The 14935-nt window shown below is 41.2% G+C and carries 15 protein-coding genes; 10 read left to right on the forward strand and 5 right to left on the reverse strand.

Going from position 1 to position 14935, the window contains the following annotated elements:
• The first annotated feature begins 419 nt into the window (after nt 1–419).
• Together BI198_RS00260 and trmA are read left to right on the forward strand one after the other, a co-directional pair.
• Nucleotides 420–905 carry an RNA recognition motif domain-containing protein gene (locus BI198_RS00260; protein ID WP_070047735.1) on the forward strand — a complete coding sequence of 162 codons (486 nt, stop codon included), beginning with the start codon at nt 420–422 and terminating at the stop codon, nt 903–905.
• A gap of 191 nt (nt 906–1096) precedes the next feature.
• Nucleotides 1097–2185, forward strand: a complete 1089-nt coding sequence (gene trmA / locus BI198_RS00265; protein ID WP_070047736.1) for a tRNA (uridine(54)-C5)-methyltransferase TrmA — start codon at nt 1097–1099, stop codon at nt 2183–2185.
• Here the strand turns inward: trmA and fabR are convergent.
• Entirely contained in the window at nt 2182–2790 is a 609-nt protein-coding gene (gene fabR, locus BI198_RS00270; protein WP_070047737.1) for an HTH-type transcriptional repressor FabR, read from the reverse strand. The genes trmA and fabR overlap by 4 nt on opposite strands.
• Nucleotides 2791–2888: 98 nt before the next feature.
• Here fabR and BI198_RS00275 point away from each other — a divergent pair, with 98 nt between their 5' ends.
• The 3 genes from BI198_RS00275 to BI198_RS00285 all read left to right on the forward strand — a co-directional run bounded on the left by BI198_RS00275 (nt 2889) and on the right by BI198_RS00285 (nt 7133).
• Nucleotides 2889–4007 carry a fatty acid desaturase gene (locus BI198_RS00275; protein ID WP_070047738.1) on the forward strand — a complete coding sequence of 373 codons (1119 nt, stop codon included), beginning with the start codon at nt 2889–2891 and terminating at the stop codon, nt 4005–4007.
• A gap of 230 nt (nt 4008–4237) precedes the next feature.
• Nucleotides 4238–5656: a Si-specific NAD(P)(+) transhydrogenase gene (gene sthA / locus BI198_RS00280; protein ID WP_070047739.1), complete on the forward strand. Its 1419-nt coding sequence runs from the start codon at nt 4238–4240 to the stop codon at nt 5654–5656.
• Between the two features lie 130 nt (nt 5657–5786).
• Nucleotides 5787–7133 (forward strand): energy transducer TonB, encoded by a 1347-nt coding sequence (locus tag BI198_RS00285; protein ID WP_070047740.1) that lies wholly within the window; start codon nt 5787–5789, stop codon nt 7131–7133.
• A gap of 84 nt (nt 7134–7217) precedes the next feature.
• On the opposite strand, the gene hemE is transcribed toward BI198_RS00285, so the two are convergent.
• Nucleotides 7218–8294: a uroporphyrinogen decarboxylase gene (gene hemE, locus BI198_RS00290; RefSeq protein ID WP_070047741.1), complete on the reverse strand. Its 1077-nt coding sequence runs from the start codon at nt 8292–8294 to the stop codon at nt 7218–7220.
• A 241-nt stretch (nt 8295–8535) separates the two neighbouring features.
• Nucleotides 8536–9342 (reverse strand): NAD(+) diphosphatase, encoded by an 807-nt coding sequence (gene nudC, locus BI198_RS00295; RefSeq protein ID WP_070047742.1) that lies wholly within the window; start codon nt 9340–9342, stop codon nt 8536–8538.
• A gap of 143 nt (nt 9343–9485) precedes the next feature.
• Between nudC and BI198_RS00300 the strand changes: the two genes are divergently transcribed.
• Nucleotides 9486–9971 carry an Rsd/AlgQ family anti-sigma factor gene (locus BI198_RS00300; RefSeq protein ID WP_070047743.1) on the forward strand — a complete coding sequence of 162 codons (486 nt, stop codon included), beginning with the start codon at nt 9486–9488 and terminating at the stop codon, nt 9969–9971.
• Nucleotides 9972–10038: 67 nt separating this feature from the next.
• Here BI198_RS00300 and fkpA read toward each other — a convergent pair whose 3' ends face one another.
• Nucleotides 10039–10773 carry an FKBP-type peptidyl-prolyl cis-trans isomerase gene (fkpA, locus tag BI198_RS00305; protein ID WP_070047744.1) on the reverse strand — a complete coding sequence of 245 codons (735 nt, stop codon included), beginning with the start codon at nt 10771–10773 and terminating at the stop codon, nt 10039–10041.
• A 105-nt stretch (nt 10774–10878) separates the two neighbouring features.
• Here fkpA and BI198_RS00310 point away from each other — a divergent pair, with 105 nt between their 5' ends.
• Both BI198_RS00310 and BI198_RS00315 read left to right on the forward strand, forming a co-directional pair.
• Nucleotides 10879–11859, forward strand: a complete 981-nt coding sequence (locus tag BI198_RS00310; protein WP_070047745.1) for a WD40 repeat domain-containing protein — start codon at nt 10879–10881, stop codon at nt 11857–11859.
• Entirely contained in the window at nt 11846–12073 is a 228-nt protein-coding gene (locus BI198_RS00315) for a SlyX family protein (protein ID WP_070047746.1), read from the forward strand. Before BI198_RS00310 ends, BI198_RS00315 begins: the two co-directional genes overlap by 14 nt.
• A 99-nt stretch (nt 12074–12172) precedes the next feature.
• Here BI198_RS00315 and BI198_RS00320 read toward each other — a convergent pair whose 3' ends face one another.
• The gene (locus tag BI198_RS00320; RefSeq protein ID WP_070047747.1) at nt 12173–12379 is read right to left on the reverse strand and encodes a YheV family putative zinc ribbon protein; all 207 of its coding nucleotides are present in this window, start codon (nt 12377–12379) and stop codon (nt 12173–12175) included.
• A gap of 117 nt (nt 12380–12496) precedes the next feature.
• Here BI198_RS00320 and BI198_RS00325 point away from each other — a divergent pair, with 117 nt between their 5' ends.
• Both BI198_RS00325 and BI198_RS00330 read left to right on the forward strand, forming a co-directional pair.
• Nucleotides 12497–14404: an ATP-binding cassette domain-containing protein gene (locus BI198_RS00325; protein WP_070047748.1), complete on the forward strand. Its 1908-nt coding sequence runs from the start codon at nt 12497–12499 to the stop codon at nt 14402–14404.
• A complete protein-coding gene (locus BI198_RS00330) occupies nt 14397–14906 on the forward strand; it encodes a TIGR02444 family protein (protein ID WP_070047749.1) in 510 nt (169 codons plus the stop codon). The genes BI198_RS00325 and BI198_RS00330 overlap by 8 nt, the downstream gene beginning before the upstream one ends.
• Nucleotides 14907–14935: the final 29 nt, after the last annotated feature.

Below are 14935 nucleotides of genomic sequence, written 5' to 3' on the forward strand. Positions count from 1 at the left end.
CTGACTTCTTTACCTGTTTCACCGTGTTGCTTACCACCGTGAAGCGAGGCGGCCATTTTAGAGATTTAAGCCTGTGTGTCAAGCGTCTTTTTAAAAGATTTTTGACTCATTACTTAAACCGCTGAAGAGCTGCTTACTGGCTTACATTATACTTACATAACGTTGGCTCAGTGCGTATCCCCGTTGGCATGGCGCGCATTATAGGGAGTTTTAAACCATGCGCAAGCGCTTATGTAATAAAACATGACGTTTGTAGTTCGTTTGCTTATTAAAGCGACTTATTGATTAATTATACGCCATAATCATTCTAATTAAGCTTAAGTTAATAGTTGCGGTTTGCTGCTTAATCGCTAAGATAAAGCAGCTTTAACTAATTAAAGCATTCCGATAACTAGAATAGCGTATTTAGGATTATTATTATGTTGCCCATTTTTCGTGCTTCTTTGCCATATACACTGGCTTTAGCAGTTTTATCATTTGCCATTTTTTACTTTTTACCATTGTTGGGACTGCACCAAGCCTTTCTTGTTGTGATAGGCGTTGTACTTGCTGGTATATGTATACCTATATTAGTAGATGTTAAGTCTGCACCTATCCAAGGTCATAGTGTAGCTGCTACTCAAGCATATACGGGAGAGACTACTACCTTATATGTAGGAAACTTACCTTATCGTGCTAATGAAGATGCAGTACGTGAATTATTTCAACGCTACGGTATCGTTATCAACGTAAGATTAATGAAAGATAGACAAACTGGACGCCGCCGTGGTTTTGGCTTTGTCGAGGTCGCTTACAAAGACGGTGCTAAAATGATTGAAAAGTTAAATGACTTTGACTTTCAAGAGCGCACGTTAAAAGTAAGAGAAGCTAAAGAACGTCAAGACAACGACGATGGTCAAGAATAGGCCACAGTAGCCTTTCTATATATCTATATATCTATATATAGAGGGAGCATTTGTTACCTCTATATATAGAACTAGCTTTATCCTTATATAAGTAGTGTAGGTGTTAGCATTAGTTATATAAGTACTCATGAAGTTGGATCTTAAGCTCCGTCTGGCTTAAAATGACCTTTTTGTCGTTTTAGAGTAGCCAGATGAGCGTAGGTCAGGTTTTCCCCCAGCACTATTCCACCCAGTTAGCAGCCAAGGTTACAGAAGTTAATCAGCTTCTTGCTGAGTTTTCACCACCCGCACCTGAAGTATTTACCTCTCCGGCTGAACATTACCGGTTACGAGCTGAGTTTAGAATTTGGCATGACGGTGATGATATGTATCACGCCATGTTTGATCCAGTGACGAAAGCGAAAATTCGCATTGATTACTTTCCTGTGGCTTGTAAAACCATTGCCGATTTTATGCCGGTGTTAATTGAGCATTTACAGTTTAACCATGAGCTGCGCTACAAATTATACCAAATTGATTATTTGGCCACGTTATCTGGTGAGCTATTAGTGTCGTTAATCTATAAAAAGCCACTTGATGACACCTGGTTAGAGCATGCGCGACAACTTACTGAGCAATTAGCTTCGATTTATAAGGTGAAATTTATTGGTCGTGCCCGTAAGCAAAAGCTGATGGTGTCGGAAGATTTTGTTATTGAACAATTTGACTTAATGGGTAAATCATTACGCTACCAACAAGTAGAAAGTAGCTTTACTCAGCCTAATGGCCAAGTAAACGTGCAAATGCTGACCTGGGCAAAACAAGTAGCTGATCAGTTATCGGATGATTTATTAGAATTATACTGTGGTAATGGCAACTTTTCGATTGCCCTTGCGCCAAGCTTTAATCAAGTGGTCGCCACTGAAATCTCACGTACTTCCATTAAATCGGCACAATATAATATTGAGCTTAATAATATTGAGAATTTGCAGGTGTTACAAATGTCGGCTGAAGATGTTGCCGCCGCATTACAACAAGGCAATACTCTTAAAAAGCTCGATTTATCGACATTACAGTTAAATACCGTTTTAGTTGACCCTCCGCGTGCAGGATTGGATGCAGCAACTGAGCAACTAGTAGCCAGTTTTAATGATATTATTTATATTTCTTGTAACCCTAATACGTTAGCAACAAATTTAGCCACCTTATGCCTAACCCACGATATTGTACGTTATGCGATATTTGATCAGTTTCCTTATACCGCGCATATCGAGACAGGGGTTTGGTTACGTAAACGCTAGCTTTTAGCTTTGCGACCATAACCCGCCGCACCGTGTGCCAACCAACGTAATTGGATAATGGTGCGGCTGGTTAAATAAGCGTGTTGCTCTTTTGGCATATCTAACGCATCCGCGCCGGCATGAAAGACTAATATTACCATTGCTTCTGCTTGTGCTCTGGCCAGTTCATCTGGACACACTGTCTCTTTACGTAAGTATTCCGCCAGCTCTGCCACAAAATGCTGTATTTCTCGCGCTACTGCACTGCGAAAAGCCGCAGAGGTACCAGAGCGTTCGCGGAGTAATAATCTAAATACATCGCTATTACCGGTAACAAATTCCATAAAAGTTTCAATAGACGTGCGAATGACACTGCCATTTTTTTCAATCCGTTGTCGTGCTTGACGCATAAGTTGTCGCAGCATTAAACCCGCTTCATCAACTAACGTTAGACCCAACTCATCCATATCAGCAAAATGACGATAAAACGACGTTGGTGCTATGCCAGCCTCGCGTGCAACTTCACGTAAACTTAAACTGGCGAAGCTTTTATCAGCACTTAATTGAGAAAACGCTGCATCGATAATTGCTCTTCGCGTACGCTCTTTTTGCTGCGCTCTAGACACCGAAACTCCTATTTATTTTGTTTAAGGCTATTTATACCTTGACCAACGCTTTGTGACCAGTAAAATTAGCGTACACTTGTAAGCTGAAAGAAGGCCTAATGAAAACACCTCCCTTAATTTGGACAAATATTATACTATTTGCACTTTCCTCATTAGTTGCAGTAGTTGCCGTGCCTTGGTATGCCATAGTTTATGGCTTTAGCTGGACTGAAATTATTGCCGCTGTGTTATGTCTTGGTTACTGCGGTATGTCTATCACTGCCGGTTATCATCGACTTTGGGCGCATAAAACCTATGATGCCCATCCTATTTTGCAATTTATATATGCAATAGGCGGTGCTTTTGCTTTGCAAAATAGCGCGTTACATTGGGCGTCCGATCATCGTGATCATCATCGTCATGTTGATAATAACGATAAAGACCCTTACTCTGCCGGTCGCGGTTTTTGGTACAGCCATATTGGTTGGATGCTAAGAGACTATCAAGGCGATAGTTATAATGACTATAATAACGTAAAAGATTTACAGAAAAATCGTATTGTTATGTGGCAACACAAACATTATGTTGCGTTAGCGGTGATAACGAATGTCGGTATTCCGGCCTTGCTTGGTCTGTTAACCGGTCACTTAATGGCTATGCTGTTACTTGCTGGCGTATTACGTTTAGTATTAAGCCATCACTTTACCTTCTTTATTAACTCTTTGGCCCATATTTGGGGCAACCAACCTTATACTGAAAAGAACTCAGCCCGAGATAATGGTGTATTGGCCTTTTTCACTTATGGCGAGGGCTATCATAACTTTCATCATATTTTTGAATATGATTACCGTAATGGTATTAAGTGGTATCAATTTGATCCAACAAAATGGTTTATTAAAGCCGCCTCATGGGTAGGGTTAACGAGCAAGCTACGCACTTGTCCGCAAGAGCGCATTGAGCAAGCTAAATTACAAATGCAATTAATGCGCTTACAGCAAAAAGTTAAACACTTACCCGATGCTGATCAAATACTGCAAACATTAGAACAAGAATACAATTTACTGATCAGTCGTTTGCAAGATTATTACCAAATTAAAAAAGAGTTATTACAACGTAAAAAGCAGCAACTGGTTGCTCAATATAGTCAATGTGAGTTTAAACAACGTTATAGCGAATTTAAACAACATCTCTATTTGCAACGCCAGCAATGGGCACAATTAGCCGCCCATTATAGTTAAAACACTGCTGTTATAGCATTAACATCGGTAACTCTAGGCTTTAATAACGGCCGAGTTACCGACGTTACTTCACTGTGATTGGCAATGAATACACTAATTAGTTTGTATAAGTACAAATCTGCATAAAACACCTAGCGTTAACCTAAGACAAAAGCATTAAGCTTCTGGCTCTTTTCTTGTATCTAATTACTGTTATTATCAATTCCATCTAACGATAAGGATGCTGGCTCATGGCAACAAAAAAATCTAAACCATTATTTGATTTTGATAGCATTATTTTAGGCACTGGCCCTGGCGGTGAAGGTGCCGCGATGAATTTAGCCAAAAGTGGCCAACGGGTTGCTGTTATTGAACGTTATGACGCTGTCGGTGGTGGTTGTACTCACTGGGGCACTATTCCTTCTAAAGCATTACGCCATTCTGTTAGTCGATTTATTGAATATAAAGAAAACCCTTTATTTCAATTAGAGGACCAAGCTGGGCGCATGACCTTTGCCCATATTTTAAAGCACGCGGCAGGGGTGATACGCAAGCAGGTAAGACTGCGTAGCAGCTTTTATGAGCGGAATGAGGTAAAGCTGTATCAAGGTGATGCTAGCTTTGTTGACGCTAACACCATTAAAATCGTACCAAACAAAGGCAATCCTTTTCAAATAACCGCAGCAAATATTATTATTGCTACCGGCTCTAGGCCTTACCGTCCATCTGACGTTGATTTTAGCCACCCGCGTATTTACGACAGCGATACTATTTTATCGTTAGAGCATGAGCCAAAACATGTCATCATTTTTGGTGCCGGTGTTATTGGTTGTGAATATGCCTCTATATTTCGCGGTTTAGGGGTAAGAGTCGATTTAGTCAATACCCGTGATCGGCTGCTATCTTTTATGGATACTGAGATTTCAGATGCACTTAGTTATCACTTTTGGAACTCTGGTATCACTATTCGCCATGGTGAAGAGTTCTCACATATTGAAGGTCGAGATGATGGCATAGTGTTACATTTACAGTCGGGTAAAAAAATGAAAGCCGATTGTATTTTATACGCTAATGGTAGAACCGGTAATACTGATACCTTAAATCTTGATGCTATTGGCTTAGCTGTTGATAGTCGCGGTCAAATTAAAGTCAATAGTCGCTATCAGACTAGCATTGAAAACATTTATGCCGTGGGTGATATTATTGGTCACCCGAGCTTAGCCAGTGCCGCTTATGACCAAGGGCGAATCGCGGGTGCTGCGATTATTAATAATGGTCAATGTGATAAGCATTTAATAGACGACTTACCGGTGGGCATTTATACCATTCCAGAAATGAGCTCTGTGGGCAAAACAGAACAAGAATTAACGGCAGCACGTATTCCTTATGAAGTTGGTAGAGCCCAATTTAAACATTTAGCCCGAGCCCAAATTGCTAATACTAATGTGGGTAGTTTAAAAATCTTATTCCATCGTGAAACCCTAGAAATACTTGGCGTACATTGCTTTGGTGAACGTGCGGCAGAAATAGTCCATATCGGCCAAGCAATTATGATGCAAAAAAATGGTGGTAATACATTAGAATATTTTATTCATACCACCTTTAATTACCCAACAATGGCAGAGGCGTATCGTGTGGCAGCATTAAATGGTTTTAATCGTTTATTCTGATAATAAAGTGCTGTTTATTAATTATATTTTTATATTTCTTTACCTTTAATATTTAATTTTGTTTTGACTGATAATTCGTTGTAAACTCAAATTCATAATAATAATATAAATAGTAACTTTGGGGCTTAATATGATGAAACTTCGGTATAGTCTGGCATTCTTTTGGCTAACCTACTCACTACCTGGGCTAGCCGATTTTCCAACTGCTAAAACTTTATTTGAACAAGCTGAATATGCATTAGCCAAGCCTCAACTAGAAACTTTAGCCGAGCTTGGCCATGTTGAATCCCAGTTTTTATTGTCTAGGATGTATGCTGAAGGCTTAGGAGTCGATACCGATCTTAAGCTTGCCTATGCTTGGACTTTAATTGCAAAAGATCGCGACCATGCCCTAGCAGATAAGCAGTATCGTGTATTACGCACTCAACTTGAGTCTCGCCGGGCGGGTAAAGAAGTATATAGCAGCTTAAATGACCAGTTCGGTAAAAAAGCACTGTTTGATAATTTATACCCAACGCCTAATCGTTACGTTACAGCAGAGCGTCGGCTTAAGGCTGTTAACAAGCCTGAGCCCGACTACCCAGGTTATTATAATCGGATTGGTGTTAATGCATGGGCTGTTGTGCATTTTGATGTAGCTGACGATGGCCGGGTAGAAAACCCTCAAGTTGCAGCCGTGTTTCCCATTGATAGTATTAATGAATTTGTTCTTGAGGCTGTGAAGAACTGGCTTTTTGAACCACCTAAAGATATTTATGGTGAACCTATACGCTTAGAAATGCAGTCACACGTTTTCAAAGTTGAGCATGCTTCTGGCACCAAAGCTAGAAAGTTTCAACGCGAAAGTGCCGAATATCTGAACGCTATTTTAGCCGCCGCTAAAGCTGAGTCAGCACGTTACCAATACCTTTATGCGGTACTTGCAGAAAATAATATAGTGGATGACCCTGAACCATTAAATTGGTATTTAGACGCAGCGGTTAATGGCTCAAAGCCAGCGCAATATAGGATAGCTCAATGTTTGATTTCCGGAAATGGTTGTATCCGAGATCGCAGTAAAGCGATTAACTGGTTACATATTTCTGCAGACGGTGGTGATGCCAAAGCAGCGTATTTATTAGCTCAAGAATTATTGGATAGTAATAACGTTAATTTTGACCCACGCAAAGCAGCAGCATATTTAGAAATCGCGGCATTAAAAGAGTATATGCCCGCTATTATGGATTATGCTGAATTATTGGCTATGTCTAGTGACCCAGTAATTCGTGATCCACAAAAAGCAATTCGCTTAGCTGAACAAGGTAGAGCCATCGACCCGAACAATCCAAATTTATTATCGGCCATTGGCATAGCTTTTATTGAGTTAGGCCAAAAAGTCCGAGGCATATCGATGTTAAAACAAGCGGTTACAGAAGCTAAGCGACGCAATTGGACAGTTGAGAATTTTGAAGATTTACTGATGGATTATGCCGATTAGCTCTTAGCATAAGAGCTAATCGTTATGTAAACCTAGCTAAATAAGTTTAGCTAGGTTATCGCTTAGTGTAAATTTGGCTTTGATTTAAGCCGACGTTTTATCTGCCTGCATGGCAAGACTAAATTCGTGCACCGCATCAATAAATACCGTTACGTTGTCAGGATTAACGTCTGGTGTAATACCATGACCTAAGTTAAATACGTGGCCAGGGCCGGTACCATAACTTTCTAGGATGGTTTTTACTTCTTCACGGATCCGCTCTGGCGAGCCTAATAATATCGATGGATCCATATTACCTTGTAAGGCTACTTGGTCACCAATACGTTGACGGGCATTACCTATATCAATAGTCCAGTCTAAACCAACACCATCACAACCAGTATTCGCAATTGCTTCTAACCATAAACCACCATTTTTGGTGAATAAAGTTACCGGTACTTTTCTACCATCAGCTTCACGGATTAAACCATCAAGTATTTTCTGCATATAGTGTAGTGAAAATTCTTGATAATCGCGTGGAGTTAATACGCCGCCCCAAGTATCAAAAATCATTAATGATTGTGCGCCAGCTTTAATTTGGGCATTTAAATAAGTAACAACACTTTGCGCCAACTTATCTAACAACATATGCAGTGCTTTTGGATCGGTGAACATCATCTTTTTAATGGTTGGGAAGGTTCTACTGCTACCACCTTCAACCATATAGGTCGCGAGCGTCCAAGGGCTACCAGAGAAGCCTATCAAGGGCACACTGCCTTTAAGTTCACGGCGGATAGTACGCACAGCGTTCATTACATATTGCAGCTCTTGCTCTGGATCAGGGATAGGTAGCTGAGCAATATCATTAGCACTACGAATAGGCCGTTCAAATTTAGGACCTTCACCTTCACTAAAGTAAAGACCTAAACCCATCGCATCTGGAATAGTTAAAATATCACTAAATAAAATAGCCGCATCTAAAGCATAACGGCGTAACGGCTGTAAGGTCACTTCACACGCCAACTCAGCATTACGACATAATGACATAAAGTCACCCGCTTGAGCTCGAGTCGCGCGATACTCTGGTAAGTAGCGTCCGGCTTGACGCATCATCCATACTGGCGTCTTATCGACAGGCTGTTTAAGTAGGGCTTTAAGGTAACGATCATTTTTTAATTGCATCTTGGCTCCGCCATTAACAAATAGTTGCGGCTATTTTACCACTGCAAAGCCAAAGCAGCCATGCCTTCGGTCTAATTGCTTAGTCGATACAACTTAAGTTCATTTTTTTACAGCGAAAAGCTTGTCAGTAAAAATTCAATCTGTTATAACATTGACGCGCTAGTAAAGAAAACAACAAGTAAGAAGCTCGTTTTAACGAGTCACAGCAACAAATTTCGTTAAGCCACTTTATGTGGCTTTTTTATTTGTTAATTTTACTGGTCATCATTTGCTGCACTTGTCTAATCATCAATCCCGACAAGGTCTCAACTGCCGGCACTTCTGGCAACTTATCGACATCGTACCAATATGCTTCTTCAATTTCTTCCGGCTGACAAATAATCTCACCGCTTACATAATCAGCGATAAAACCTGCCATTAATGAATGCGGAAAAGGCCAAGGCTGGCTACCGACATAACGTAAGTTAGTTATCTCAACCCCCACTTCTTCTTTTACTTCACGTTTAGCAGCATTTTCTAAGGTTTCTGCGGACTCGACAAAACCGGCTAAAATGGAGAAAGAGCCTGGTTTATGTCTACTCGACCGCGCCAATAAAATTTGGCCTTCTCGCTGCACAGCAATCAATACGCAAGGCGCAATACGCGGATAACAACGATGACCACATTTATGGCACAACGTTGCTAACTCCCAATTAACCAGGTGCATAGCACTACCACATTGCCCACAAAAGCGATGAGTTTGCATAAATAATGCGACTTGAGTCGCTCTTGCAGCTAATGAATATGCTTCTTCGCCAAGCGATAGCATCTCTCTAGGGGTAACAAAATTCATGTCATCGGTGATTTGATCATGATCAATCACTAAATAACATTCCTGCCCTGCTAAGGTGCCTAATAAACACACTTGTTCTGCTTTAGCCGTTAACGCTAACTGACTAAAACTACCATGGGGTATCTCACCATTTACTGTAAGTTTAATTTTGCTTTTATTAACAACTAACCAATAAGCTGTCTTTGTTGGCGCTAATTCTATACTGTGTTTAATCATAGCTTAACCTCTAGGGTACTCTGTATTGATAACATCATAATGCGGTTAACAGAGCAGACCAATAAAATATATGTTGATTTTTAGTGAGAAATTACGTTAATTAGATTCTACTACAGCCCATCGCTGTGATTAAGGAGAAGGCAATGTACACCCGCGTGCAGAAAGCGCAACAAAAATGGGGCGGTTCACTGTCGGCTATTGATAGCTGGTTAGACGAGCGTCAACAAGTTATTGTTAGCTATTGTAAATTAGCGTCTCTTCCGCCATTTGAAAGTGACCGTAGCACCCTACCCACACAACAACGGGTACAAGAATTTTGTCAGCTTCTACTAGATTACATATCTGCTGGTCACTTTGAAGTCTATGAGCGTATTGTGGCTGAGTCTGATACTAAAGATAATAAGTGTCGACAATTAGCCGAGAGACTTTATCCAAAAATCTCAAATTCGACCGATCTGGCACTACAATTTAATGATAAGTATGCAGATCATCTTAGTACTCGTCAAAGTGGCGCTTTTGATCTTGAGCTTTCCGAGCTTGGCCAAGCCTTAGAAGAGCGCTTTGCTTATGAAGACGAGCTAATTAATACCTTGCACCAAACCCAAACTGATGACCCCGTATCGGTATAAACAATATAATCAGTATAAACAACAATAAAAAAAGCGGCTAAGCCGCTTTTTTTCACTTTGCTAGAAGTTACTCTACGTTTGGCTTAATGATATCTAATAGTTCTACTTCAAAAACTAATACGCTATTTGGTTTAATAACGCCTTTATCTTGCTCACCATAAGCTAAGTCTGAAGGAATAGTAAATTTGTACTTAGAGCCTACATTCATTAATTGTACGCCTTCGGTCCAACCCACAATGACACGGTTTAACGGAAATTGTGCTGGCTCATCACGGTCGTAAGAACTATCAAACTTAGTACCATCCGTTAACGTGCCTGAATAATGTACTTTAACTACATCAGTCGCCGTTGGCTTCTCGCCGTCGCCTTGTTGTAATACTTCGTATTGTAAGCCTGACTCAGTAACTGTTACGCCTTCTTTAGCCGCATTTTCAGCTAAATAAGTGCTACCTGCAGCAACATTTTCAGCCGCTTCAGCTTCTAACATGGCAATTTTTTTATCTTGATACTGCTGATCTAAGTCTTGCATCACGGTTTGTAATTCTTCATCCGTTAAGGCTATGCTATCGGCAATGGCATCTTGTACACCGCGTAAGACTAATTGCTGATCTAATGTTACACCGATTTTACCGTACTCGTCTTGGGCAACGCCTAAGTAACGACCCGCTGATACACCCAGGCTATATGCTTGCTTGGCTTCATCGGTATCTAACTGTACTGGTTTAACTTCAGTTTCTTTTTGGCAAGCCGCAAGGGTCATAACAGTAACGGCGACCAACGTCATTTTGGTAACTAAGCGCATTTGGTTCTCCAAGATTTAGGCAGCAAAGCTGCAAAAGTATGTTTTAATAGTGTCCAATGAACCGTTCTATACTAACTGTTTGTACTGATGAGGTTAACACCCCGCATGAAATATCCGCTGTTTTTTCTACTAATTATGCTCAGTGGTTGCGAAAAGTTGCTGCCAACAGCCCCATTGCAACAATTTTTGCATGTTGCTAATGGTAGTTATGCCGCGGCCATCTCTGATGATGCTCAATACGCGGTGGTCTCTTCCATAGAAGATGGCATTGCCTTTTGGGATCTCAATAACAATGCTTTACTATATCAATGGCAGCATCAAGCCGATACCGATAATTATGTATTTAGTATGGCCATCAGCCATGACAATAGTTATGCACTGACTGCAGATCAACATACTTTTGCTTTATGGCGCGTGGCCGATGGTAAAAATAGCGGTTTTTGGCAATTAGATGCCGCTACCGTTCGTGATGTCGCTGTATCAAATAATGGTGCGCATTTATTAATTGGTAAAAGTAATGGTGGCGTGCAGCATATTACGCTGGAGTCAGGCCGTCGCTTAGAGTTTCTTGGCCATACTGAGCGAATTAATAGCGTCGCCATGTCACCCAATGGACGCTATGCGTTAACGGGCGGTAATGATTATAAAGCTAATTTATGGGATACCAAAAGCGCTCAGATTATTTATAGCTTTAGTCATCCCAGCCGAGTCACTAAAGTGGCTCTCGATCCCGAAGGACGCTATGCTTTTACTGCCGACAGCCAAGACTTAGCTCAAATATGGGATATTAAAACCGGCGAGCGTATTAGTCAGTTACAATTCTCTGCTCGGCAACAAATTTTTAGTGCAGTACGCTTTAGTGCTGATGGTCGCTATCTGGCCACCGGCGCCCCTAGTCGAAAATTAGCCATATGGGATGTGCAAACCGGTAAAGAACTGCAACAATGGCGAGTATCAGTAAAAACCAATAGTCGTCCAGCCAGTGCAGTCGTTCATGCCGTGGCATTTCTAAGTAATAGCCAGCTAATAAGCGAAAGTTCTAGTGGCATAGCCGAAGTATGGGAATTCACAAATGAATCAAACTAATGAAAATTTACACCTGCATATTATCGAACTGGAAAGTAAGTTAGCTTTTCAGGAAGATACCGTGCAAAGCTTAAGCCAGGAGCTGCTTGAGCACCATAAGCGCATAGAGCGCTTACAGATCCAAATAAAAATGTTGGCAGAAAAGATGCAACAAATTCCTGATGATATGGGTATATTACGGCCAGAAGAAGAGCCGTTACCACCGCATTATTAATCTATTTTGCTGCTTAGCTCTTGTTTCGAATAATAGCGAGTTAGGACCATAGCCCAGTGATAACAATAGCTTGAATAAAGTAATCTGTTAGTTAAAACATTATTCTGGTTTAAATACACCAATAACCTGCTCTGACTTTCGGCCCGCTTTGACAATTTGTTCCTGCGGTTGCACCATTTGATAACTGCAGGCAACACATTCAACTTTTTCAACATTATTTTCTAGAAATAACATCATAGTGTCTTGGGCATGACATTTTGGGCAAGTGGCACCAGCAATAAAACGTTTCTTTTTACGTGTGGTCATAATAATTCTCACTTAATGACTATGAATTTCTATGGCTATTATTTTACGTGCTAAGCCTTGGTTTGTTAGCATTATACGGGTAAATTAGCACCCCAATTCAGTTGTTCAGGAAAAAACATGATCCAGCTTCAACAGGTCGAACTACGCCGCGGCATTCAATGTTTATTTAAACATGCCGATCTTACCGTATTTCCCGGACAAAAGGTGGGGATTGTCGGTGCAAATGGCTGTGGTAAATCCAGCTTATTTGCCTTACTACAAGGTAAAATTGGCGCCGACGCCGGTAATGTTAGTATTCCTGTCAACTGGGATATCGCCACTGTCGCCCAAGAAACGCCAGCGGCTGAATGTAGCGCCATGGATTATGTATTACAAGGCGACGAACAATTATTTCCGTTACTATTAAAGGTACGCACTGAGTGTAGCGAAAGCGACTTGGCCGCAGTGCACTTACAAATAGAAGCCTTAGATGGCTATCGCGCCGAAGCAAAAGCCGGCGTATTACTAGATGGCTTAGGCTTTAGCGGTGAAATGCAGCAACACGCCGTTAAATCATTCTCGGGCGGGTGGCGCATGCGGCTTAACTTAGCGCGGGCTTTATTGCAGCGCGCCGACTTAATGTTACTAGATGAACCTACCAACCACTTAGATTTAGATGCCGTATTATGGTTAGAAAAATATCTAGCCAATTATCAAGGCACCCTACTACTGATTAGTCACGACCGTGATTTTTTGGATGCCGTTACCGACAATATTGTCCATATAGAACGGCAAATACTTACCTTATACAAAGGTAACTATAGTCAGTTTGAACGCCAACGCGGCGAGCAACTTGCCCAACAACAAGCTAATTTTGATAAGCAGCAATTGCAGGTAGCCCATTTACAAAAATTTATTGACCGTTTTAAGGCCCAAGCCACAAAAGCGCGCCAAGCCCAAAGCCGGATTAAGGCACTAGAGCGCATGACGCTATATGCACCCGCACATGTTGACTCGCCTTTTAGTTTTAGCTTTCGTGAACCAAAATCTTTACCTAATCCATTATTAAAAATGGATAATGTTCAAGCCGGTTATGCAGATAAAGTCATTTTAAGCCAAATAAAATTTCAATTATTACCAGGTAGTCGTATTGGCTTACTAGGACGTAATGGTGCCGGTAAATCTACCCTAATAAAATTATTATCTGGCAGTATGCAGCCGCAAAGTGGCGATGTTTGGTTCGCTAATGGGGTGAGCCTAGGTTATTTTGCTCAACATCAGTTAGAAACCCTGCGACCACAAGATTCACCCTTACAGCATTTAGTCCGCTTAGACCCATTAGTACCCGAGCAAAAGCTGCGCGACTATTTGGGCGGTTTTGGTTTTTATGGCGATAAAGCCTTAGAAGCCTGTGCACCGTTTTCGGGAGGTGAAAAAGCGCGACTAGTATTAGCCTTAATTGTTTATCAACGTCCGAATTTATTATTACTCGATGAGCCGACTAACCACCTAGATTTAGATATGCGTGAAGCCATTGTCATGGCACTGCAAGAGTTTTCTGGTGCGACGGTAATTGTATCGCATGATCGGCATTTACTGAGCAGCTGCACCGATGAGTTTTATTTGGTGGCCAATGGCAAAGTTGCCCCTTTTGATGGCGACCTAGGTGATTACTATCAATGGCTGCAGCAAGATGCCAAACAAAGCCAAGCTAGTGTTGCTGTTAGTACTCCTGCGACAAGCAATCAAGTGCGCAAAGATCAAAAGCGTTTAGAGGCAGAACTGCGTAACCTACTCCGGCCAATAAAACAAAATATTGACAAGCTAGAGCTACGCCAACAAAAGTTAGAAACTGAGTTAGCTGACGTTGAACAGCAACTTGGCCAAAGTGATATTTATAACGCTGAGCGCAAAGCTGATTTAACACTGTTATTAGCGAAGCAAGCCACAACCAGTAGCCAGTTAGCCGAGGTAGAAACGGCTTGGTTTGATGGCCAAGAACAGTTTGAAAATCTCACTAACGAGTTTTGGCAAAAGCATGACTAGCGTTAACGCTACTGATTTTTGGCAATTTAGCCTTAGTTATTATGCTAAGGTAAAACCGATTTGTTTAGCTTGGCAAGATGACTTTAATGCTAATGTTAATCTGTTACTGTTACTGGGTTATTTAGAGCAGCAGCGCTTAAGTATTACTGGCCAAACCCTTAAGGGGCTAAACCAAGCTTTATTTGTTTATAATGCCCGTATTACCCAGCGAGTGCGGGCGTTACGCCGACGCGTTAGTAGCCTAAACCCGTTAACTACCGAGCAACAGCAGCAATTTAGTGCTGAATTGAAACAACAGTTGCTCGGTGTAGAATTAGTTGCCGAACAACAGGAACAACAATTGTTAGTGCAATTATTAACGGCTAACACACAGCATAATGCCGTTATTAACGCCCCCAGTGCCTTGCTAGAGCTCTACTTAGCCCTACTACAGCAACCAATATCTAATACGGTACAACAACAGCTTATACAGTTACGGCTCGCGTTAAGCCCTTTTAAATAAAAGCCCTATTTAATCAACACTTCTTGCTG

Source organism: Rheinheimera salexigens (assembly GCF_001752395.1).
Lineage (GTDB): Bacteria > Pseudomonadota > Gammaproteobacteria > Enterobacterales > Alteromonadaceae > Alishewanella > Alishewanella salexigens.